The 21,454-nt window shown below is 60.4% G+C and carries 20 protein-coding genes; 7 read left to right on the top strand and 13 right to left on the bottom strand.

Going from position 1 to position 21,454, the window contains the following annotated elements; all coding sequences use genetic code 11:
* Positions 1-9: 9 nt before the first annotated feature.
* The 6 genes from agaF to agaR are packed head-to-tail and all read right to left on the bottom strand — an operon-like array spanning position 10 to position 4,690.
* Positions 10-444, bottom strand: coding sequence for a PTS galactosamine/N-acetylgalactosamine transporter subunit IIA (agaF, locus tag QMZ29_RS04340; protein WP_025304086.1), 435 nt, complete (start codon positions 442-444; stop codon positions 10-12).
* 10 nt (positions 445-454) lie between these two features.
* Positions 455-1,348 (bottom strand): PTS system mannose/fructose/sorbose family transporter subunit IID, encoded by an 894-nt coding sequence (locus QMZ29_RS04335; RefSeq protein ID WP_147823273.1) that lies wholly within the window; start codon positions 1,346-1,348, stop codon positions 455-457.
* Positions 1,338-2,117 carry a PTS N-acetylgalactosamine transporter subunit IIC gene (gene agaW / locus QMZ29_RS04330; RefSeq protein WP_019455697.1) on the bottom strand — a complete coding sequence of 260 codons (780 nt, stop codon included), beginning with the start codon at positions 2,115-2,117 and terminating at the stop codon, positions 1,338-1,340. Before agaW ends, QMZ29_RS04335 begins: the two co-directional genes overlap by 11 nt.
* Positions 2,118-2,131: 14 nt before the next feature.
* Complete coding sequence (agaV, locus tag QMZ29_RS04325) at positions 2,132-2,608, bottom strand: PTS N-acetylgalactosamine transporter subunit IIB (protein WP_019455696.1); 477 nt, start codon at positions 2,606-2,608, stop codon at positions 2,132-2,134.
* Position 2,609: 1 nt separating this feature from the next.
* On the bottom strand, positions 2,610-3,893 hold the full coding sequence (locus tag QMZ29_RS04320) for a D-tagatose-bisphosphate aldolase, class II, non-catalytic subunit (RefSeq protein ID WP_043139785.1): 1,284 nt from the start codon (positions 3,891-3,893) through the stop codon (positions 2,610-2,612).
* 23 nt (positions 3,894-3,916) lie between these two features.
* Positions 3,917-4,690: a transcriptional repressor AgaR gene (agaR, locus tag QMZ29_RS04315; protein ID WP_004931804.1), complete on the bottom strand. Its 774-nt coding sequence runs from the start codon at positions 4,688-4,690 to the stop codon at positions 3,917-3,919.
* Between the two features lie 503 nt (positions 4,691-5,193).
* Here agaR and QMZ29_RS04310 point away from each other — a divergent pair.
* Positions 5,194-6,414, top strand: a complete 1,221-nt coding sequence (locus tag QMZ29_RS04310) for a CynX/NimT family MFS transporter (RefSeq protein ID WP_025304089.1) — start codon at positions 5,194-5,196, stop codon at positions 6,412-6,414.
* Here QMZ29_RS04310 and QMZ29_RS04305 read toward each other — a convergent pair.
* The 3 genes from QMZ29_RS04305 to QMZ29_RS04295 all read right to left on the bottom strand — a co-directional run bounded on the left by QMZ29_RS04305 (position 6,407) and on the right by QMZ29_RS04295 (position 8,752).
* A complete protein-coding gene (locus tag QMZ29_RS04305; RefSeq protein ID WP_167324577.1) occupies positions 6,407-6,574 on the bottom strand; it encodes a YciX family protein in 168 nt (55 codons plus the stop codon). The two genes, QMZ29_RS04310 and QMZ29_RS04305, sit on opposite strands and share 8 nt — an antisense overlap.
* 23 nt (positions 6,575-6,597) lie before the next feature.
* On the bottom strand, positions 6,598-6,711 hold the full coding sequence (locus QMZ29_RS04300) for a YmiA family putative membrane protein (protein WP_049232362.1): 114 nt from the start codon (positions 6,709-6,711) through the stop codon (positions 6,598-6,600).
* 388 nt (positions 6,712-7,099) lie between these two features.
* Entirely contained in the window at positions 7,100-8,752 is a 1,653-nt protein-coding gene (locus tag QMZ29_RS04295; RefSeq protein WP_043139777.1) for a multidrug ABC transporter permease/ATP-binding protein, read from the bottom strand.
* Positions 8,753-8,930: 178 nt separating this feature from the next.
* Between QMZ29_RS04295 and QMZ29_RS04290 the strand changes: the two genes are divergently transcribed.
* The 3 genes from QMZ29_RS04290 (at position 8,931) to lldD (ending at position 12,940) form a co-directional block, all read left to right on the top strand.
* Complete coding sequence (locus tag QMZ29_RS04290; protein WP_025304091.1) at positions 8,931-9,851, top strand: LysR family transcriptional regulator; 921 nt, start codon at positions 8,931-8,933, stop codon at positions 9,849-9,851.
* A 323-nt stretch (positions 9,852-10,174) separates the two neighbouring features.
* The gene (locus QMZ29_RS04285) at positions 10,175-11,758 is read left to right on the top strand and encodes an L-lactate permease (protein ID WP_043139775.1); all 1,584 of its coding nucleotides are present in this window, start codon (positions 10,175-10,177) and stop codon (positions 11,756-11,758) included.
* Between the two features lie 42 nt (positions 11,759-11,800).
* The gene (gene lldD / locus QMZ29_RS04280) at positions 11,801-12,940 is read left to right on the top strand and encodes an FMN-dependent L-lactate dehydrogenase LldD (protein WP_025304093.1); all 1,140 of its coding nucleotides are present in this window, start codon (positions 11,801-11,803) and stop codon (positions 12,938-12,940) included.
* 1 nt (position 12,941) lies between these two features.
* Here the strand turns inward: lldD and QMZ29_RS04275 are convergent, their stop codons facing one another.
* Both QMZ29_RS04275 and QMZ29_RS04270 read right to left on the bottom strand, forming a co-directional pair.
* Positions 12,942-13,751: a MoaF C-terminal domain-containing protein gene (locus QMZ29_RS04275; RefSeq protein ID WP_038629879.1), complete on the bottom strand. Its 810-nt coding sequence runs from the start codon at positions 13,749-13,751 to the stop codon at positions 12,942-12,944.
* Positions 13,752-13,786: 35 nt separating this feature from the next.
* On the bottom strand, positions 13,787-15,004 hold the full coding sequence (locus QMZ29_RS04270; RefSeq protein ID WP_261426912.1) for an MFS transporter: 1,218 nt from the start codon (positions 15,002-15,004) through the stop codon (positions 13,787-13,789).
* 716 nt (positions 15,005-15,720) lie between these two features.
* Between QMZ29_RS04270 and QMZ29_RS04265 the strand changes: the two genes are divergently transcribed.
* Both QMZ29_RS04265 and QMZ29_RS04260 read left to right on the top strand, forming a co-directional pair.
* Entirely contained in the window at positions 15,721-16,638 is a 918-nt protein-coding gene (locus QMZ29_RS04265; RefSeq protein WP_049296181.1) for a TIGR03571 family LLM class oxidoreductase, read from the top strand.
* Between the two features lie 158 nt (positions 16,639-16,796).
* Complete coding sequence (locus QMZ29_RS04260; RefSeq protein WP_197811414.1) at positions 16,797-17,228, top strand: VOC family protein; 432 nt, start codon at positions 16,797-16,799, stop codon at positions 17,226-17,228.
* Between the two features lie 6 nt (positions 17,229-17,234).
* Here QMZ29_RS04260 and QMZ29_RS04255 read toward each other — a convergent pair whose 3' ends face one another.
* On the bottom strand, positions 17,235-18,779 hold the full coding sequence (locus QMZ29_RS04255; RefSeq protein ID WP_025304098.1) for a BCCT family transporter: 1,545 nt from the start codon (positions 18,777-18,779) through the stop codon (positions 17,235-17,237).
* A gap of 158 nt (positions 18,780-18,937) precedes the next feature.
* Between QMZ29_RS04255 and betI the strand changes: the two genes are divergently transcribed.
* Positions 18,938-19,534, top strand: a complete 597-nt coding sequence (gene betI, locus QMZ29_RS04250; RefSeq protein WP_025304099.1) for a transcriptional regulator BetI — start codon at positions 18,938-18,940, stop codon at positions 19,532-19,534.
* Between the two features lie 9 nt (positions 19,535-19,543).
* Here betI and QMZ29_RS04245 read toward each other — a convergent pair whose 3' ends face one another.
* A complete protein-coding gene (locus tag QMZ29_RS04245) occupies positions 19,544-21,313 on the bottom strand; it encodes an ABCB family ABC transporter ATP-binding protein/permease (protein ID WP_049206157.1) in 1,770 nt (589 codons plus the stop codon).
* Between the last annotated feature and the right edge of the window lie 141 nt (positions 21,314-21,454).

The following is a 21,454-nucleotide window of genomic DNA, read 5'->3' as shown; positions in this document are numbered from 1 at the left end:
GGCGTTCGTTCAGATGCCGTCGGTCTGCACGTCTTCGCACTTCACTCGGCGGCGCTCATGCCACAGGCTGGTCAGGCCCCGTTTGCCGCACGCCAGCGCCACCTCGCGAAACTCATCCAGGCTCAACCCGTCGCGCTCCAGCATCATTTCCGCCGCCAGCTGCATATTGACGCCGGTGAGCACTTCGCAATCGCCCTGCTCATCCGCCAGTTCGCAGGCGCTGCGAAACGGCGAACCGCCGAGCATATCGGTCAGGAACACCACGCCGTCCGGCTGCATCACCGCAGCCAGCGCCGAGCGTAGGGCGTCCCTGAGCTGCGCGGTACTCATCTGTTCGGGGAAATCAACCGCCGCGCAGTGCCGCTGCGGCCCCACCACCTGTTCCACCGCCTGCAACAGCCCGGTGGCAAAACCGCCGTGGCCGGTAATCACAATGCCTGGCATCGCTCGCTCCTCACAAAATGCCGATAAATTTGCCTACTACGCCGATCGCGACCGTGACGCCTATCAGCTTCACCGGTGAGAATCCGCGCTTCATCAGGAAGAAAATAAGCAGCGTGAAACACAGCGGCAATAAATTGGGCATCAACTTGTCCAGCACGTCGGTCTGCAAGGCCACGCTGGCCTTGCCGGCATGCATTACCAGCGGCGTGGACAGGTGCACATACGACGCCACCAGCGCGCCGATCACCGTCATGCCAACGATCGACGCGGCGTGAGAAATGCGCCGGGTGTGGGTCTTCAGCAGCGCCAGCGCGCTGGTGCCGGCCTGATAGCCGTAGTGCGCCAGCCCAAAACGCAGGCCGAAATGAAACAGGTTGAACAGCAGCAGGAAGACGATAGGCCCGAACAAGCTCCCTTCCAACGCTAGCGAAGCGCCTATCCCGGCACAGATCGGCAGCAGCGTCAGCCAAAATAACGCGTCGCCGATGCCGCCGAGCGGCCCCATCAGCGCCACTTTCACCGCGCGAATGGTGGAGATTTTCTCCTTGTTCTGCTCCATCGCCAGCACCAGGCCGGACAGGAAGGTGACGTCGAACGGGTGCACGTTGATAAATTCCATGTGCATCCTCATCGAGTTGGCCAGATCCTGCGGGTTGCGGTGGATCTTGCGCAGCCCGGGGATCAGCTGATACAGCCAGCCGCCCGCCTGCATGCGTTCATAGTTGAACGACGCCTGCAGCAGCAGCGAACGCCAGGCCATGCGGTTGATGTCGCCGCGCGTCAGCGCCTCGGCGGGCTGGCTGTCCAGATAATCATCCTGCTCCACCTGGCTGGTGGCCAGCGCCTGCGCCATGCGCTGCTCGGCCTTTTGCGCCAGCAGATCGTCGGAATCGTTAAATGCCATCTTCGGCGTCCTCCTGCGGAGCGGGCCGGGCGGTCGCCTCTGCCGCGCCGCGTTGCGTGTTGAAGAAATCAATCAAAGCGATCGCCAGGGCGCCCAGCGCCACTGCCAGGATCGGCAGCTTGAGGAACGTGACCGAGATGAAACCGAGGATAAAATAGGCCACGTAGGTTTTTTTCATCATCACCTTCATCAGCAGCGAGAAACCGATCGCCGGCATCATGCCGCCCGCCACCGCCAGCCCGTCCAGCAGCCAGCCCGGCGCTTTCTGCACCATGGCGCTGGCCGCGTCGGCGCCGAAGTAAATCGGTAGGAACGCCACCACGAAATAGAAGATGAACAGAATGCTGATGCCGAGATAGTTCACCCGTTCGATGCCGCGCCAGTTCAGCTCTTTCACCATACGATCGCAGCGGTGCATCATCGGTGAGAACAGCGTAAACAGCAGCGTGATGCAGCCCTGCACCGCAATCGAGAACGGCACTGCCACACCGATCGCCACTTTAGGATCGGCCTTGGTCAGAATGGCGAACGCGGTGCCGATCACCCCGCCGATCACCACGTTCGGCGGTTGGGCGCCCGCCAGCGGCACCATCCCCATCCACACCAGCTCCAGCGTCCCGCCCACCAACAAGCCGGTGTAGACGTCACCCAAAATCAGCCCCACCAGCGGCCCCATCACCACCGGCCGGTGGAAGTGGGTTAGACCGTCGAACAGGTCAACCCCCGCCAATCCGGCCAACAGCGCAATCAATAACGCATCCGTCAACATGCTTCCCCCCAGGCTCAAAAGAGCAATTTGCCGATCGCCTCGCCCGCTTCATCCGGCACCCGGCGCACTTCGCACTCCACGCCCAGCGCCGCCAGCGCGCGGAACGCGGCCACGTCGCCGTCGTCCAGCGACACCGTTTTGTGCACCTGCCGCTTCCCCTCGGCGAAGTGCATATTGCCGACGTTGACGAAACGGATCGGCACCCCGCCGCGCACCAGCGTCAACACGTCCTGCGGTGTTTTGCACACCAGAAAAATCTTCTGCCTGTCCGCCGCCTTGTGGATCACGTCGATGGTTTTCTGCAGCGTGAAGTAGCGGGTCTGCACCCCTTCCGCCACCACCATGTCCATCAGGTTCTGCTGCACCGGATCGGCGGCGGCCTCGTCGTTGGCCACCACCACCAGGTTGGCGCCGAGGGTATTGGTCCAGGTCACACCCACCTGGCCGTGCACCAGGCGATTGTCGATGCGGGTCATTAAAATGTTCGGCATGTCAGCGGCCCTCCGGGTAACAGGCGGCGTGGTAATCGTCGAGCACCTGCGTCACTTTATGCAGCACCCACTCCTGCGGATCGGCGCTTAATTCGCCGGCGTTCAGCGCCCGCGCCTGATCCGGCAGGTACTGGCTGAGCAGCGCCAGCGGTGCCGGGCTGCGGCGCAGGTTGTCCAGCAACCCGTCGACGGCCTGCTGCACCTGCGGCTGCGGCCAGTAGTAACGCACCCGATCGCTCAGGCTGTAGTGGCGATCGAGATACTGCTGGTGCGGCGTGCCGTGGTAATAGCGGCTCCACTGCTGCGGCTGCTCGCGCATCACCTGCTCCAGCGTGGCGCACAGCTGCGCCGACTGGCGTTCCCCCAGCCATTCACGCTCGATGCGATCGAGGGCGAACAGCGCTTCGCGCAGCGCGAAGGTCAGCGCCGGCCCCACCTTCAGGATGGCGAAGTGATCGCGCACCAGTTGGCGGTAGGCCTGCGGTGGTTGGTAGTCCGTAGAGTGCGCTTCATAGATCATGCCCGGCTGCCTTTCGATGAAGTGGCTCAATGCGTCGGCGCGCTGCGGTTGGTAATGCTCAACGCTGTGGTGATCGAACTCGACGCCCGGCTGTACCACCAGCGCGATAGTTCGCTGCCAGGCATCGTTCAGCTCGGCTTTTTGCCAGGCGATGCGGTGCGTTTCCAGCGTTTGCGCCACCGCCTGCGGCGTGGTGACCTGCAGACCCGCCAGCGCCTCCTGCGCGCCGCCCGGGACCGGCACTTCGGTGCCGATTACATAGACCGGCGCTTCGCCGCCGCTCTGCGCCCAGGCCCGCTCCGCCACCGCGCACAGGCGCGCCGCACGCTCGGCGACCGTGGCATCCCCCAGGGGCGAGGGATCGCCGGCGCACGACATGGAACAATCGAGGTGAATTTTGCGAAATCCGGCGCGAACGTAATCGTCGATCAAGGTTTCCGCCAGCGCCATCGCCTCCTGAGCCGGGCGATCTTGCCAGGCGTTGGGCCCCAGGTGATCGCCACCCAGCCACACGCGCTCGCGCGCCAGGCCCACTTCATCCGCCAGGCGCCACAGCGCATCGCGGAACTGGGCCGCCGTTTGGCCGGTATAGCCGCCGAATTGATTAACCTGGTTGGACGTCGCCTCCACCAATACCGGCGTGCCGCGCGCTTTGGCCTGCCGCAGCGCGGCCTTCAGAACCCAGGGATGGGCGGAACAGACGGAAAAGATCCCGACCGGCATACCGGCCTTGTGCTGCTCGACAAGCTGTAACAACTGCTGCATGAAGCCCCCATGCAGGCGCCCTGCTACCGATCGGCGATGATGACCTCCACGCCCAGCTCGGTTAACGCCCGCTCGTAATCGTCCGGAAGACGGCTGTCGGTGATCAGCCGATGGATTTGTCCGGCTTCGCGAATCATGCAAAAGCTCTTGCGACCGAATTTGCTGGCATCCGCCACCGCGATAATCTCGCGCGCCACCTCGCACATCACGCGATTGAGGTGCGCCTCACCGGGGTGAGGCGTGGTGATGCCGGCGCTCAGATCGAACCCGTCGACGCCCAAAAACAGTTTGTCGAAGCGGTACTGACGCAATTGCTGCTCGGCAGCCGGACCGTAGAGCGAGTAAGAGTTGCGGCGCACGCTGCCCCCCAGCACCATGACTTCCACCCCGTCGTTTCCCGAAAGCTCGTAGGCAATGTTCAGCGCATTGGTCATCACCACCAGATCGCGCCGCCCCTTCAGGAACGGCACGATCTGCGCGGTGGTGGAACCGGAATCGAGGATCAACGCATCGCCATCGCGCACATAGCCGGCCGCCGCGTTGGCGATCAGCGTTTTGACGTCGCGATTCAACCGCCCTTTGTCCCGTAACGGCCGATCGAAAGCGAATTGCTGATTGAGCATTGCGCCGCCGTAAGCGCGCAGCGCACACCCTTTTCGTTCCAGAAAGCGCAGATCGTTGCGGATCGTCACCGTGGATACCGCAAACTGCTTACTGAGCTGCTCCACGCGCACGCTGCCGTGCTCGCATAACAGATCGATGATGTGTTCACGTCGCTTTGCGGTATTCACTGGCATGAGCTGCGGTCCTCAGGTTTCCGGCATCGCCGGGGAGAAGATGGCTTTCGCTCTACTGCGCTGGCATTACAGCAAAGCGAAAGCAATGAAATTGTGATCGGGCTTACAGCCCCGTTTTAGCAAAAAAACCGCCAAAAAACCTTTCGAATCGAAACGAATCGAAAAGCAAAAAGTGGAATGGGAGAAAAATGAAATGCCATGACGAGCGCTAACCCCCGGAGCGCTGAGACGTGGGCTGCACGGAAAGCGAAAGCGGCGCATGGTGCGCCCAACGCCATGACTTTTAGTTCACTCAGTGACCAGGATCACATAATGATAATTATCCTGCGGCCGGCGGGGATTAACCGCCACCATCCCGCCGGGCCATCCCCTTGTCAGTACGAGCCATCTTCCCTACACTTGCGATCAGATATCGGCCCCTTGTCGGTACGTAAGCGTTAACGTCAATCAACGCATCACGCCATGCAGCGCTGATTGACTGCATGCCCTGGTGCGAGGAACCCATGCCGCAACCCGCTTCATCCCCAGCGTCCACCGCGACCCCGCGTCGCCGGTTACACCGCCCTATTTTGCTGATCGTCGGCATTATGCTGATCGCGGCCAACCTGCGCGCCGCCCTGACCAGCGTCGGCCCGCTGCTGGAGCAGATCCAGCAACAGCTGGCGTTGTCCGCCACCGCCGCCGGCCTGATCAACTCACTGCCGCTGATCCTGTTCGCCATTCTCTCGCCGCTGACCCCAGCGCTGGCGAAACGCATCGGCATCGAGCGCACCCTGGGCCTGGCCCTCGCGCTGCTGGTCTGCGGTATCGTGCTACGTTCCCTGCCACAAGACGCCATGCTCTGGCCGGGCAGCGTCCTGATCGGCGCCGCCATCGCCTTCGCCAACGTGGTGCTGCCAACGCTGGTGAAAAGAGATTTCCCACATCGCGCCGCCGCGATGATCGCTGCCTATGCGGCGGTGATGTCACTGGTTGCCGCCATCGCTTCCGGCCTGGCCGTGCCACTGGCCTCCCTGGCCAACCTCGGCTGGCGGTTCTCTTTGCTGTGTTGGGGTTTGCCCGCGCTGCTGGCGCTGTTGGTGTGGCTGCCGCAGCTGCGGCGCTCCGCCACCCCCGTCGCCAAAGAGCCGCAGCCAACAGAGCTGCAACGCTATCGCTCTCCCTGGGGCAGTGCACTGGGTTGGCAAGTAGCGATGTTCATGGGGCTGCAATCGATCGCCTTCTACACCATCATCGGCTGGTTCAGCGCCTTTGCCGCCAGCCACGGCACCTCCGCTCAGCAGGCGGGTTTCGAACTGTTCGTTTACCAGGTGGTGGCAATCGTCGCCAACTTTGTCATGGTGGTGATTTTGCCGCGTGCGCGCGATCAGCGGGCAATAGCGTTGGGCAGCTCGCTGCTGATCTTCATCGGCGTCGGGGGATTATTGGTGCAACCCGCCAGTTCACTGGTGTGGCTGACGTTTGCCGGGTTGGGGGCGGGGAGTTCGCTGGTGCTGGCGCTGTCGTTCTTTGGATTGCGCAGTCAGCATCATCATCAGGCGACGCTGCTGTCGGGTATGGCGCAATCCGTCGGTTATCTGTTAGCGGCGCTGGGGCCCACCCTATTTGGCTTACTGCACGATCTGACGGAAGGCTGGCGCTGGCCGTTGATCGCCCTGCTGTGCCTGACCGTCTTGCAAATGCTGTTCGGCGCGTTGGCCGGCCGCAGCCGCGTGATCAGCTAACGCTGCGGCGCGATGGGGGCCGCGCCGCCTCAGAGTCGGTGTCCTGCCATAAATCTTCAATAAAGGCGCGCTGCTCATCGCTCAGCACCCATGACGGCGGAATTTTGGACGGTGCGCGACGCTCAGCGCCCTCACGGTTTTTAGCCTGCTTTTTGTTCACGAATCGCCTTCCTGCTTAACCTGCTAACTCAGTAACCAGTAAATCACGGCGGCGGTTAACAGCCAGAATAGCCCGCTACCGATAAACACACACAGCCATGCTCTACGTTTGATATCAGATCCATCCTTGCTCACCACAGCGCCCCCAACCAATAGATTAAACCATTCAAACATTAATTATCGATCTGTTTTAACGATCAATAAAGTCGTTTTTTCCTATGGAAATTTAAAAAACAGCTGCTAGCCATAGATCTGCATTACCGCCCTGGTAAGAACGGCACCGTGGATATCACTGTTATCGGCAGGCGATAACTTGAATTGATAGGCGAACGAACGTGCAGTGTGTCATACCTTGAAAGGTCAAAATTAAACCACTGGTAAATAATTCAACTATCAATTATTTGACTGGCCGTAAGCCAAATCGACAACAGACAGCGCTAAAGGCGGGGGATAAAATGAAACGACATACTGGGATCATACGAAGAGAAGCACCGGCCCGCTTTGGTCTCGCCCGGGCCGGCGTGAGTTAACCGATTCTGCTGACGGAATCCCGGCTGGCATGTTCACGCTCGCTGCCGGTCAGCTCACGTAAATGACCCGAGCGCATCTCAAGCAACCGATCGGCGTATTCGAAATAGTGATCGTCATGGCTGATGGCAAACACCGTTTTGCCCAGCGCACGCAGTTCTGGCAATAGTTCACGATAGAAAATGCGCCGGAATTGCGGATCCTGATCCGCGGCCCATTCATCCAACAGCAAGATATCGCGCTGTTCCGCCACCGCCAGCAGCAAAGCCAGACGCTTGCGCTGCCCCTGCGACAGTTGCGGATTGGTCACCCTGGTGCCGTCGAACTGCAGTTTGCTTTTCATATTCAACCGCTCGAGCCAGGCGGCGACCAGCTTCGCATCGGGTTCACCGCCTTCCGGCCCTTGTAAACGATCGAACTGATGAAAATCGGTGAAAATCGCCGAAAATAGCCGGCGGTAGTCCGGCATATCCGCCGCGGTCTGGGCGACGCCATCCAGCACGATGTGGCCGCTCACCGGTCGGTACAATCCGGTCAACAGCATCGCCAGCGTTGACTTGCCGCTGCCGTTGCCGCCGATCAAAAAGACCAGCTCGCCACGCCGCAGCGTCAGATTAAGCGGCCCGACGGCAAAACCGGGCTGCTGTTCCTTATCTGCATAGTGAAAAACCACGTCACGCAGCTCCAGCGTCTGCCAGGAACGGCAGGCGGCGACAGGGAACGCCGGTTGGTACTCGGCCAAGTGCAGCGTCTTCAGCTTGTTGAAGGCGACTTCGGCGCTGACCAGCGTCGGAAACGCCCCCACCGCCTGCAGTAATGGCGTGCGCAAGAACAGCAGCGTCAGGGAATAGGTGGCAGCCACCGCCGAGTCCGCCCATCCCAGGCTGTTAGCCATAAAGAACACCAGCCCAATCGCGCCTAACATCATGATATTTGACCAGTTGAGCGCACTCAAATGGAAGGTATCGGCGCGAATGATATGGTGGCGGTAAGTTTGCGCATCGGGTTGATAGGTCTGTTCGTACAGCGCCTGCGCTCGCTTGCGGTTTAACGTCAGTTCCTTGCGACCGTCAATCACCGATTCGTAATGATGATAGAGACGCTCTTCCGACTCGCGCAAACTGGCCATATGGCGATAAACCCGCGAGACCAGGCAGCCGCTGCCCACCACGGTGACGGCGACCCACACCGCCGTCACCGCCAACATTTTCGGCGATAACCACCCCAGATAGGCCGCCGACCCCAAGGTTAAAATCACCCCTTGCACCAGTTCGGGCAAGCGCACGAAGGCGACGGTGATATTGCGGACATCGCTGGACAGGCTCGCCAACAATGAGGCGCTGCCTAACTGTTCAAGGCGTTCAATATCGGTATCCAGGATGCGCTTCACTAACTGCCCGCGCAGGCGGTAGACGAAGTAATGGCCCAATGTCGTCAGCGCCAATTGCGATCCCAGCGTGACCGCCATCAACAATGCCAGCAGGGCGAGAAACATTGGCAGTACGGCCAACGCATCGCCGCCGGCGTCCATCAGGTATTGATTGATAAACGCAATAATACCGATGCCTAAGCCGGCGCTGGTCATGGTCAATGCCATAACCGCCAGAAATGGCCAACGATACTGGTGATAAACCACCCGTAGCAGTTCCATGAAAAAACCTCTGAAGTCGCGATCTGGCAGGCATTGTAAGCGGCACGAGAATGAGATCAAGACGAATTCTCATTGCTCGCGCAGCCTCTGATTTCGACGCCAAGGGCATTTTGATGATTGCTTATTGAAACGAGAGACTTACACTGACGCCTCTATCCGCTGAAGGGAACAGCCGATTATGCTCGCCACTCACGAATACGCCAACGACCTGATTCTGTTCGCCCTGATTGTCGACTACGGCTCGTTCAGCAAGGCCGCGGAGAGCGCCGGCATCACCAGTTCGGTGGTCAGTAAACGCATCGGGCGGCTGGAGAAATCCCTGGGCGCCCGGCTGCTGTACCGCACCACGCGCAGCCTGACGCTGACCGAAAGCGGCCAGGCGCTCTACCAACAGGCCAAAGAGATCGGCGCCAAAGTGCAGGAGGCACTGTACGCCGTCAGCGAAAAAAGCGAAGAATTAACCGGTACCATCCGCATGTCGGTGCCGACCATTTCGGGCGAGCTGCTGCTGAGTGAGAGCGTGGCGGAGTTTTGCGCACTGCATCCCAGTCTAAAGGTCGAAATGCGGCTGGAAAACCGCTTCGTCGATCTGGTGGAAGAAGGCATCGATCTGGCGATCCGTACCGGCACTATGCCAGATTCGAGCCTGATTGCCCGGCCGATCTTCGATTCCCGCTGGGTGATCGTCTGCTCGCCGGGCTATTTGAAAAGCCACCCGGAACCGCGCAGCGCCGAAGACCTGCTCGGCCACAATTGCCTGACCTACACCTACCAGGAGAGCGGCACCGCCAACTGGCTGATGAAACGGCCGGGGCGCAACGAAATCTACGAGCTGCAGGTTAACGGCAACCTGTCGGCCAACAATGCGCGGGCGATCCGCAAAGCGGTGATCGGCGGCCACGGCATCGCCATGGTGCCGCGCTGCATGGTGTATGAGGATTTGCAGGACGGCAAACTGACGGAGATCCTGGCCGGCCACTGCGGCAAGGTATTGGGCATTTACGCCGTCTATCCTTACACCCGCAATCTGCCGTTAAAAACTCGCCTGCTGATCGAACATATCATCGGTTCCTACCAAAATATCAGCCACTACTTCTGAATGGTCCTCTCTGATTATTTCCCCGCTGCCGCAAAAGACCGCGGGGATTACGGCATTTTTGGACATAATCTATTGAACATTAGCGCCTAATTAATGTGAGCTCGCGCACTCATCACACAGCAAAGATCCCTATCACACTGATTTTAAATCAATTAATTTAACCCCTTCTACCGGCGATTTTCTCACCGCCGACGCCGTTCGCCGATGTTAAAAAATTACCGCATGGCATCGTCACCAACGTTGTGATTAGAATGAAAATGTTGCGGTAATTAACCTTTCAGCTACATATCTCTGCCCATAAAAATAATAACCCTGAGGATCTTATGCCCCTGCTTTTTAGTATTGCGCCCATCGTCCTGCTGATTTGGATGATGACCAAAAGGAATGGCGTGCCCTCTTATCTCGCCCTGCCGCTGACGGCCGCCGCGGTGTATGCCGTACAGCTCCTGTGGTTCGATGCCTCGCTGCGGCTGCTGCATGCGAATATCATCACCGCGCTGGTGTCGACGCTGACGCCGATCACCATCATCGCCGGCGCCATCCTGCTCAACAAACTGATGCAGGTAAGCGGCGCGGAAAACGTGGTGCGGCGCTGGCTGGAAACCATCAGCCCCAATCCCGTGGCTCAGCTGATGATTATCGGCTGGGCATTCGCCTTTATGATCGAGGGTGCCAGCGGCTTCGGCACCCCGGCCGCCATCGCCGCGCCGATTCTGGTCGGGCTGGGCTTCAACCCGCTGCGCGTCGCCCTGCTGACGCTGGTAATGAACTCGGTACCGGTCTCCTTCGGCGCCGTGGGCACCCCCACCTGGTTCGGCTTTGCCAATCTCGGCCTGTCGGACGCCAGCCTGCTGGAGATCGGCCGGCAAACCGCGCTGATCCACTTCATCGCCGGCTTCGTTATTCCTCTGCTGGCGCTGCGCTTTATCGTTTCCTGGCAGGATATCCGCCGTAACCTGCCGTTTATCCTGCTCAGCGTGCTGAGCTGCACCCTGCCCTATCTGCTGCTGGCCCAGGTGAACTATGAGTTCCCGGCGCTGGTCGGCGGCGCCATCGGCCTGGCGCTCTCGGTGCTGCTGGCACGCGGCGGCATCGGTCTCGCCCGCAGCGACAAACTGCAGAACGCCGGGCAGGCGGTGCCGTTCTTGCAGGTGGTCAAGGCCATGACCCCGACCCTGCTACTGATTGCTATTCTGATAGTGACGCGCGTGCATCAGTTGGGCCTGAAGGCGCTGCTCAACAACACCACGCTGCTGTGGCAGGAAAACCTCGGCTGGCTCGGGGAGCTGCGCATTAGTCAGGCGCTGATCGTCGAACTGCAGCAGGTACTGGGCACCTCCGCCGCCGCCGGCTACAAAACGCTGTATGTCCCGGCGCTGATCCCGTTCCTGTTGGTGGTGGTGCTGTGTATTCCGCTGTTCCGTCTGAATGGCGGCCAGGTGCGGCAAATGTTCAGCGAAACCGGCGGGCGCATCGCGCGGCCCTTTATCGCGCTTTTCGGCGCGCTGGTGATGGTCAACCTGATGATGCAGGGCGGCGACAACGCGCCGGTGATCCTGATCGGGAAAGCGTTGGCGGCGCTGACCGGCGAGAGCTGGCTGCTGTTCTCTTCGTTCCTCGGTGCGCTGGGCTCGTTCTTCTCCGGTTCCAATACCGTTTCGAACCTGACGTTCGGCGGCATTCAGCAATCGATCGCCCAGAGCAGCGGCCTTGACGTCAATCTGACGCTGGCCCTGCAGTCCGTCGGCGGCGCCATGGGCAACATGGTGTGCCTGAACAACATTATCGCGGTCTGTTCGATCCTCGGGATCGGTAACGCCGAAGGCAAAATCATCAGAAAGACCGTGCTGCCGATGCTGGCGTACGGCGGGATTGCGGCCGGTATGGCAGCGATCCTCACGCTCTGACTGAACACTCGTTATCGCAAGCAAGACAAGAAGGTAAACACTATGATCATCTCCGCGTCAACCGACTACCGGGCCGCCGCCCAGGCCAAACTGCCGCCGTTTCTGTTTCACTACATCGACGGCGGGGCCTACGCGGAGCATACGCTGAAGCGCAATACCGCAGATCTGGCCGATATTGCCCTGCGCCAGCGCGTGCTGCGCAATATGTCCGAACTCAGCCTGGAGACCACGCTGTTCGGCGAGCAGCTGGCGATGCCGGTAGCGCTGGGGCCGGTGGGGCTGACCGGCATGTACGCCCGCCGCGGCGAAGTGCAGGCCGCGCGTGCCGCGGCCAAAAAAGGCATTCCGTTCACGCTGTCCACCGTGTCGGTCTGCCCGATCGAAGAGGTAGCGCCGGCGATCGATCGGCCGATGTGGTTCCAGCTCTACGTGCTGAAAGATCGCGGCTTTATGCGCAACGCACTGGAGCGCGCCAAGGCCGCCGGCGTGAAAACGCTGGTGTTTACCGTCGACATGCCGGTGCCCGGCGCCCGTTACCGCGACGCCCACTCGGGAATGAGCGGCCCTAACGCCGCCCTGCGCCGCGTTCTGCAGGCGTTTACCCATCCGCAGTGGGCCTGGGATGTCGGCCTGTTCGGCAAGCCGCACGATCTGGGCAACGTCTCGGCCTACCGCGGCAAACCGACCAGCCTGGAAGACTACATCGGCTGGCTGGGCGCCAACTTCGATCCGTCGATTTCCTGGAAAGATCTGGAGTGGATCCGCGAATTCTGGGACGGCCCGATGATCATCAAAGGCATTCTGGATCCGGAAGACGCCAAAGACGCGGTGCGCTTCGGCGCCGACGGCATCATCGTCTCCAACCACGGCGGCCGCCAGCTGGACGGCGTGCTGTCGACCGCGCGCGCCATGCCGGCGATCGCCGACGCAGTGAAAGGCGACATTACCCTGTTGGCCGACTCCGGCATCCGCAGCGGCCTGGACGTGGTGCGCATGATCGCGCTGGGCGCCGACAGCGTGCTGCTGGGGCGCGCCTTCGTCTATGCGCTGGCGGCGGCGGGCGAAGCCGGGGTGGCCAACTTGCTGGATCTGATCGACAAGGAAATGCGCGTCGCTATGACGCTCACCGGCGCGAAATCCATCACGGAGATCAACGCCGGATCGCTGGTCAGAAACGCCTGATTCACAGCGGCTGCACGCCCTCCGGGTACGCGTTGTAGCTCATCTTGCTGATGAATGCCCCGGCCGGTGACACCAGCACCCGGCCGGCGGCGTCCAGCCCGAGGAAGGTGCCGGTGCAGCGCCCGGAGATAAAGTCGAAGAAGAACACCGAGCACACCGGGATAATCTTTTCCCGGAAGGTGAACAGGAACATCTCATCCTCAAACTTGTAGTAAGTGGCGTAGTCCATGTCGCCGTGGCCGAACTGTTCGCCGCGCAGGTTTTGCCAGGCGTAGCGCTCGGTGTTGACGTAGAAGTGCTCGTAGTAATGGTTGGGGCTGTAGACGTTCAGCGTGCGATAGCCGATCAGCTCGCGGGTCAAATGCGGTGCGATGCCGCCCGGCGTGACGCCTGCAATCAGCCCAACGTGGAAGCTTTGCTTGAGGCGAGACCCCTTTTCTACCGCATGTTCAGGCAGTAGCGTGCTGCGCACCAGCAGCGCCCGGCCGCTGTCGCGGTTGAGCACCAGCGTCAGGCATTCGTTGCCCGGCGACTGCAGCGGAATATTGAAGAAATAGCGTGCGGCGGAGGTTTGCACCTCTTCGTAAGCGTCCTCGCCGCTCTCCCCGCCCCAGGCCCAGAGCACCCGTTGCCGATCGGCGCTGAAACGCAGCGTGAAGTCCCCGCCGTCTTCAAAGGCGATCTGCAACGTTTTGCCGCGCCAGTCCTGGGTGCCCGGCAGCCGGTTGGTGTCGATGCCGCGTGCGAAATCGTCGTAATTCTTCCAGTCCGGTTCGGCATTTTGATTCAGTACGGATTGTTCTGCTGACATCTTCGCTCTCCTTGATTGAATGGGATAAAACCGTCTTACACGTCGGCGACGCTCGCCGGTTTCACCGTTCTGCGGCTCACCACCGCGGGTGCAGTTTCATCGAGAAAACAGCTCAGTACGCCGGCGCAGACCGCGCCGGCAGCCGCCAGCCACATCACGCTGACCAGGCCATAGCGATCGGCGATCAGCCCGGCGATAAACGGCGCCAGGCAGCCGCCAATCACCTCGCCGATCCCCATCACCAGCCCTAATGCGGTGGCAATACGGGCTGGCGATACCGTTTCAGACGGGATGGTGGCCATAAACAGCGTGAAGCAGCCGAGGCCGGTATAAGACAGGAACACCAGCACGCCCAGCAGCCACGGGTTGTCGACGTAGCTCAGGAACAGCGGGCAGCACACCGCCAGCAGCGAAAAGAAAATCAGCGTCGGTTTGCGCCCGAGGCGATCGGAGATCGCCGGTACCGCCACGCCCCAGAAGACCCAGGCGGCGCCGATGGCGCTCATGATGCCGCCCATCGTGCCTTCACCGAAGCCACGGTCGGTCACCAAAAAGTTAGGGGTGAAGGTAATGATGATCATGAACCAGGTGACGAACACGCAGGAGATCAGAATACACAGCGCCACGTTCTTGATTTTGAACAGCTCGCCGTAAGCGGCCTTGCCCGCCGACTTACCGGCCGCCGGCGCGGCGCTGAAAGCGGGATCCTTTTTGCCGTTCACATAGCGATAGATCAGCCACGCCAGAATGATACCCGGCACGGCGGTCAGGTGAAACGCCATGCTCCATCCCCACTTCTGCGCCAGATAGATGATCAGCGGCGGCGCGATGATGCCGCCCAACAGCCCCGGCGCCGCGCCCTGGATCAATCCCATGTTGAAACCGCGGCGCTGCGGCTGCGATTTTTCCACCATCAACGATTGCGCGATCGGCAAAACCGGCCCTTCGGCGATCCCCATCAGCGCCCGGAAGATCAATAGCATGGCAAACCCGCTGACCAATCCCGACAACGCGGAGAACAGCGAAAACACCAGGATCGACAGGATCAGCATCGGTTTGCGGATATTAAAGCGATCGGCTATCGCCCCCAGCCCCGCGCCAGACAGCGCCCAAGTCAATGCCAGCACCGCCGACAGCGTGCCGAGATGCACGTTGCTGAGCTTGAGGTCGGCGGCAATCATCGGAAACAGAAACGAGATGGTCAGACGATCGACGAACACGCAGCCGAAGACGAAAAACAAAATAATCAGCAACCGGTTCTCTTCACTTAATGCGCGGCGAGGCCCTGGCGATGTATTCATAGCGTCATTTGTCCATAAGTTAACTTATGAATGGCGACCCGCCATGGCATAAGTGTATTAAGCGCTCGGCCAAGAGAGACATTGGCCCCCTTCACGACAACAACTCATTAACATATTAATGACATAAAATTATCGCAAGCCGGCGGTCTGTCAACCGGCGCTTTCTTAGAGACGAATGAAGTTTTTATCCGGTACTATTTTAAAATCGAATTATCACAATCAGATATTTTATCACTTTGTTTTTACAGACAATAAAATAATAACGGGTATTTTACCGCGGTTAAAAACGCCTATTTTCACGCCATCTGCGAATAATCCCATCATTCACTCTTCAGGTTTATTAATTTTTTATCCACTTTCAGTTAACGATAGGCAGCATTCGGATTCGTTTTTATCTATTGAATCATTTCGTTTTATTTTATTACCACACAGCAAAGTAACTCTTACGAGGGAAAGGCTATTGGCAGGGTTACATCATTTAATCTGGACAATAACAAAAGCGCAGAGCGTGACGTAAATCACGGCAATCATGCCGTATCCTGCAAAGTAATTATGCTCGCAACAGCAATTATCTATTGCGATTAGGGCTGTTTATCTCAATTAAGCGCCATGCAACACTTCGAGCCATCGTTCGACACCGCGCCGCAAGGCCAGAGACGGAGTGACACATGAGCATCGAAAAACTAACCCGGGAGCCGCTTTCCATCGGCATCGAGTTGCCGCTGGACAACGATTGGTCCACCAGCGGGCAGCTGAAACGCCAGCAGGATGGGCGACCGTTCGGCGTGCCGGACATGAGCGAACACGCTGCGCGCATCAAGCTGGCCGATGAGCTCGGCTTTCGCGCCGCCTGGGTTCGCGACGTGCCGCTGTACGATCCGGACTTCGGCGACGCCGCGCAGGTGTTTGAGACCTTTACCTACCTCGGCTACCTGTCCAGCCTGACGCGCAATATTCTGCTGGGCACCGCGGCCGTGGTGCTGCCGCTGCGCCAGCCGTGGCTGGTACGCAAAGCGGCTTCCACGCTGCAAACGCTGAGCGGCGATCGTCTGCTACTCGGCGTCGCCAGCGGCGATCGCCCTGTGGAATACCCGCTGTTCGGCGCCGATTACGCCGCGCGCGGTGAACGCTTTCGCACCAGCGTCGGCATTCTCAAAGGGGAAGCCGACAGCGCGCTCCAGCCTGGATTGCGCCTGCTGCCGGCCACGCCGCCGCCGCCGCTGCTGGTCGCCGGGCTGGCGCAACAAACGCCTGAGTGGGTGGGAAAAAATATGGATGGCTGGCTGTCGTATCCCGGCACGCCTGCGGACCACGTTTCGCGGGTCAAACTCTGGCGTAACGTGGCCGGTGACAAACCCTACGTCAGCTTTATTCATCTCGACCTCACAGATAACGCCGACGCGCCGATTCAGCGCCATCGCTTCGGCATCAAGAGCGGCCGCAATGGGTTGATTGAGGAACTGAGCGCCATGCGTGACGCCGGGGTCAACCACATCGGCCTGCATTTCCGCCGCAACCAGCGGCCGCTGGAAGAGACGATGCAGGAGATCGGCCAACTGGTGTTACCGGAATTCCATCGCGCCTGACGCCCGCTTTAGCTCGCTATTCCGACCTGAGCTGGTCTTTGCCCCGTTACCGGGGCTTTTTTATTTCCGCCGCTGCTAGTTCATAACAACTCAGTCTAATCCCTGCGGCCAAACGGCGGCATGATGACGGGGAAACGAGCCACCATGAGGAATGAGCAATGACGGCAAAACTGACAGAAGCGGGCTTTTGGCGCAAAACCGCAGACTCTTCATCGCTGCGCGAGCCGCGCGTGCTGATCCGGGTCTACGTCGACGAAGGCGAGATTGACCGCGCCATCGCGTTTTACGAGCAGCTGCACGGCGTGGAAGCGGATATGCGTTTCGACTTTCCCGAGCATCGGTTGGTGCTGGCAGCGGTAGGACCGTTTCTGATCCTGGAAGGCGCGGAAGAAAACCTGCGCCCTTTTCGCAGCACCGTCGGCACGCTGCTGGTCAATGACATTTATCCTTACCACCAGCGGCTGCTGGCGGCCGGAGCCGAGATCTTCTTCGGCCCGGTGGAAGTGCCCACCGGCGCCTGTTTCAATGCGCGCCTGCCGGACGGCACGATTGTCGAGTACGTGCATCATCGGCCGCGCGCGGACGAATAAACCGCCTCAGGGGATCGCCGGCGTCATGGCGTAACCGCGCAGATCCTTGCGCAGGCTGACCATGTACAGCACGATCACCGCCGAGAACGGCAGGCCGCACAGCACCACTGCGGTCTGCATCGCGCTGAAACTGCCGGCGTACAGCAACCCGGCGCACACCAGCGTGGTGACCGCCGCCCAGAACACTCGCAGCCAGGCCGGCGCGTCATCGTGCGCGGAACCGCCCTGGCAGGAGAGGTTAGCTATCATCAGCGTGCCGGAGTCGACCGGCGTCAGGAACAGCACAAAGCTTATCACCACCACGAAACCGGCGGTCAGCTGGGTATAGGGCAGGTATTCGAACAGCTTGAACACCGCCATCGGCGGATCGCTTTGCGCTACCTGCCCCAGGATCGCCTGCCCGCCTTCCAGCACCAGGCTGATGGCGGTATTGCCGAAGATCGACAGCCACGCCAGCGTGAACCCGAGCGGGATCAGCAACACGCCGAAGATCAGTTCACGGATGGTGCGGCCTTTGGAAATGCGTGCGATAAACAGCCCGACGAACGGCGCCCACGCCACCCACCAGGCCCAATAAAACAGCGTCCAGGCACCCTGCCATTGGCGCGCCTTGCCGTACAGATACATATCAAAGCTGCGGCTGACGAGCGAGGTCAGATAATCCCCGAGGTTCTGCAACATGCCGTTGAGCAGGTTCAGCGTCGGGCCAGCCAGAAACACGAACAGCAGCAGCAGGCACAAGAAGCCGACGTTGATGTTCGACAGCATGGCAATGCCCTTCTCGACGCCGGTGACCGCCGCCAGCGTGGCCACCACCATCATCACCACGATCAGCGCCAGCAGTACGCCGGTGCTTTGCGGGATGTCGAACAGGTAAAACAGCCCCGAGTTCACCAGCAGCGCGCCGATCCCCAGGTTGGTCACCATCGAGATAACCGTCACCAGAATGCCGAAGCTGTCCACCAGATGGCCGACGCCACCGTGGATACGCTCGCCGAAGATCGGGTACAGCGCCGAACGCAGCGCCAGCGGCAAACCGCGACAATAGGCGAAATAGGCGAGCGCGGTGGCGATCAACGCATACAGCGCCCAACCGTGCAGCCCCCAGTGTAAAAAGGTCAGCGCCATCGCCTGCCGCGCCGCCTGTACGCTGCCGCCGCTGCCTTCCGGTGGCGACAGGAAGTGATCCAGCGGCTCATAGGCGCCGTAATACACCAGCGCAATACCGATGCCCGACGAGAACAGCATCGCCACCCAGGAGGGGTAGCTGAACTGCGGCGGCTCGTCATCCTGGCTCAGGCGAATATGGCCAAAGCGCGACAGCGCCAGCCAGAACACGAACGCCATGCAGGCGACCATCAGCAGCATGTAATACCAGCCGAACACATCGGCCACCCAGCTTTGCGCGACATTCAACCACTGTTTGCTGGCGGCGGGAAACAGCACAATCAGCGATCCCAGCAGCAGGATCACTGCCGCTGAACCGAAAAATACCGGGACATTTAATCTGACAGGTTCTTCGTCAAGCGATGGGGGAGTTTTCATTGTCATTGGCAGGCTTCCATGATGCGAAAGACAGACGATTTAAATGCAACCTTCAGTTAACATCTTATCGTCATTTATTTGACATTTTCGCAGCATATAGAGTATTGATTGACCGTTCAATCAATCAAATTCAAAGTGTGATTTGCCTATCAGTTGGGGAAAATATGTACCGCAGAGACATTCCTGAGCAGCGCAAGGAGCAGCTGATTAATGCCGCCTTCGAAACCATCAGCGTGGTGGGGCTGGCCGGCGTCACCCTCTCTCAGGTGGCGAAAGAGGCCGGGCTGTCGACCGGCATCGTCAGCCACTATTTTGGCGATAAAGAAGGATTGTTGAGCGCGACCATGCGCAAGATCCTGCGCGATCTGCGCGACGCGGTGGCCGAGTGCCGCGCTCAGGCGGCGAGCGACAGCCAGTCGCAGCTGTGCGCCATCATTCAGGGCAACTTCCACCCCAGCCAAACCAACGCTATTTCCATGCGCGCCTGGCTCGACTTCTGGGCCGCCAGCATGCACCAGCCGGTGCTGCGCCGCCTACAGCGCGCCAACGATCGGCGGCTCTATTCCAATATTTGCAGCCAGTTCCGCCGCGAGCTGCCGCTGCAGCAGGCGCGCGACGCAGCGCGCGGGCTGGCGGCGATGATCGATGGGCTTTGGCTGCGCGGTAGCCTGGCCGGGGATGACACCGATCTGCAGCAGGATTACCGCATCGCCTGCGACTACGTGATACAACGGCTCAGGGCCGCGCCATCGGCGGAGTGAACGGCAGCGTCAGCGCGGTTCCTGCTCTTCGCTGTACTGGGTTTGCCACATGGCAGCGTAGCGGCCGTTCGCCGCCAACAGCGCCTCATGCCCCCCGCGCTCGACGATCTCCCCCGCCTCCAGCACGATGATCTCATCGGCATCCACCACGGTGGAGAGCCGGTGGGCGATCACCAGCGTGGTGTGGTTGCGGCTCACCTCGCGCAGATGCCCCTGGATTTCGCGCTCGGTCTGGGTATCCAGCGCGCTGGTCGCCTCGTCGAACACCAGGATGGCCGGATTTTTCAGGATGGTGCGCGCGATCGCCACCCGCTGCTTTTCACCGCCCGACAGCTTCAGCCCGCGCTCGCCCACCCGGGTGTCGTAACCGTCTGGCAGACCGACGATAAAATCATGGATATGCGCCAGCCGCGCCGCCCGCTCGATTTCTTCATCGCTGGAGCCGGTTTTGCCGTAACCGATGTTGTAGCGCAGCGTATCGTTGAACAACACCGTATCCTGCGGCACGATGCCGATCGCCTGACGCAGGCTGGCCTGGGTCAGCTGGCGAATGTCCTGGCCGTCGAGGGTAATGGCGCCGCCCTGCACGTCGTAGAAGCGGAACAGCAGGCGCGACAGCGTGGACTTGCCCGCGCCGGAGGCGCCGACCACCGCCACCGTGTGGCCTGCCGGAATGGTAAAACTCACCTGCTTGAGGATTGGTCGGCGCGTGTCGTAACCGAAGCTGACCGCGTCGAACCGCACTTCGCCGCGATCGAGGCGCAGCGGCTGCGCATCCGGGCTATCGACGATCTCACGCTTTTCCTGCAGCAGATCGAACATATTCTCCATGTCGATCAGCGCCTGGCGCACCTCGGAATAAATAAAGCCGAAGAAGTTCAGCGGCTGATACAGCTGCAGCAGGTAGGCGTTGACCAGCACGAAGTCGCCGACCGTCATCGTCCCCTGGGTAATGCCCTGTGCCGCCATGGCCATCATCACGATCAGCCCGATCGAGATAATGGCGGTTTGCCCCAGGTTGATCGCGGTAAAACTGAATTGGTTCTTGATGGCGGCGTATTCGTACAGCCGGCGCGACAGATCGAAACGCTCGGCCTCGAACGCTTCATTGCCGAAGTACTTCACGGTCTCATAGTTCAGCAGGCTGTCGATGGATTTGCTGTTGGCGTCGGCGTTGGCCTTGTTGAGCTCGCGGCGAAAACGGGTGCGCCAGCTCACCGCCAGCACGGTGAACAGAATGTAGCAGCCGACCGTGGTCAGGATCGCCAGCGCAAACCAGCCGTTCAGCATATGCCACATGATTGCCGTGACCAGCGAGAGTTCGAACAGGATCGGCACGATGGAGAACAGCAGCCGCGACAACACCGTGGACACCGCCTGGGTGCCGCGCTCGATAGACAGCGACAGCCCGCCGGTCTGGCGCTCCAGATGAAAGCGCAGGCTCAGCGCATGCAGCTGGCGAAACACCCGCACGCCCAACAGGCGCGTGGCGTTCTGGCTGACGTGGATAAACATCACGTTGCGCAGCTCCTCAAACAGCGCACCGCCCACCCGCGCCACGCCGTAGGCGATAATCAGCCCCAGCGGCACCGCCAGCATTTTCGCCGTCTCGCCGCTCAGCGCATCGACCATCGCTTTGTAGGCCAGCGGCACCAGCGTGGTGCTGACCTTGGCCGCCACCATAAACACGAAGGCCACCACCAGATACCCCCGCAGCCGCGGGTTGTCTTTCGGCCACAGGTAGGGCAGTAGGAATTTCAGCAAACGGGAACGGTCCATCATGTAATATTCATCTTCTCGGTCGGGCTCGCGGCGCATGGCCGCGCGGGGGTTATGAGTTTGGCCTGGCCGGCGGCGAACGCCGCAGCCATTCCGTTTTCCTGCGGTGGCAACTCAGCATCATCCGTCAGGAGAAGCAGC

The organism is Serratia sp. PF-27, from assembly GCF_030053255.1.
Taxonomy (GTDB): Bacteria; Pseudomonadota; Gammaproteobacteria; order Enterobacterales; family Enterobacteriaceae; genus Serratia; species Serratia bockelmannii.
This window is presented reverse-complemented; position numbering and strand designations above follow the sequence as displayed.

What these genes read in the sequence shown, in the direction of transcription:
- QMZ29_RS04255 (WP_025304098.1), bottom strand. Translation starts at nt 18,779, where the DNA reads ATGACAATGAAAACTCCCCCATCGCTTGACGAAGAACCTGTCAGATTA.
- agaR (WP_004931804.1), bottom strand. Translation starts at nt 4,690, where the DNA reads ATGCCAGTGAATACCGCAAAGCGACGTGAACACATCATCGATCTGTTA.
- agaW (WP_019455697.1), bottom strand. Translation starts at nt 2,117, where the DNA reads ATGTTGACGGATGCGTTATTGATTGCGCTGTTGGCCGGATTGGCGGGG.
- QMZ29_RS04335 (WP_147823273.1), bottom strand. Translation starts at nt 1,348, where the DNA reads ATGGCATTTAACGATTCCGACGATCTGCTGGCGCAAAAGGCCGAGCAG.
- QMZ29_RS04310 (WP_025304089.1), top strand. Translation starts at nt 5,194, where the DNA reads ATGCCGCAACCCGCTTCATCCCCAGCGTCCACCGCGACCCCGCGTCGC.
- QMZ29_RS04290 (WP_025304091.1), top strand. Translation starts at nt 8,931, where the DNA reads ATGCTCGCCACTCACGAATACGCCAACGACCTGATTCTGTTCGCCCTG.
- QMZ29_RS04265 (WP_049296181.1), top strand. Translation starts at nt 15,721, where the DNA reads ATGAGCATCGAAAAACTAACCCGGGAGCCGCTTTCCATCGGCATCGAG.
- QMZ29_RS04245 (WP_049206157.1), bottom strand. Translation starts at nt 21,313, where the DNA reads ATGGACCGTTCCCGTTTGCTGAAATTCCTACTGCCCTACCTGTGGCCG.
- lldD (WP_025304093.1), top strand. Translation starts at nt 11,801, where the DNA reads ATGATCATCTCCGCGTCAACCGACTACCGGGCCGCCGCCCAGGCCAAA.
- QMZ29_RS04260 (WP_197811414.1), top strand. Translation starts at nt 16,797, where the DNA reads ATGACGGCAAAACTGACAGAAGCGGGCTTTTGGCGCAAAACCGCAGAC.
- agaF (WP_025304086.1), bottom strand. Translation starts at nt 444, where the DNA reads ATGCCAGGCATTGTGATTACCGGCCACGGCGGTTTTGCCACCGGGCTG.
- betI (WP_025304099.1), top strand. Translation starts at nt 18,938, where the DNA reads ATGTACCGCAGAGACATTCCTGAGCAGCGCAAGGAGCAGCTGATTAAT.
- QMZ29_RS04320 (WP_043139785.1), bottom strand. Translation starts at nt 3,893, where the DNA reads ATGCAGCAGTTGTTACAGCTTGTCGAGCAGCACAAGGCCGGTATGCCG.
- QMZ29_RS04285 (WP_043139775.1), top strand. Translation starts at nt 10,175, where the DNA reads ATGCCCCTGCTTTTTAGTATTGCGCCCATCGTCCTGCTGATTTGGATG.
- QMZ29_RS04295 (WP_043139777.1), bottom strand. Translation starts at nt 8,752, where the DNA reads ATGGAACTGCTACGGGTGGTTTATCACCAGTATCGTTGGCCATTTCTG.
- agaV (WP_019455696.1), bottom strand. Translation starts at nt 2,608, where the DNA reads ATGCCGAACATTTTAATGACCCGCATCGACAATCGCCTGGTGCACGGC.
- QMZ29_RS04275 (WP_038629879.1), bottom strand. Translation starts at nt 13,751, where the DNA reads ATGTCAGCAGAACAATCCGTACTGAATCAAAATGCCGAACCGGACTGG.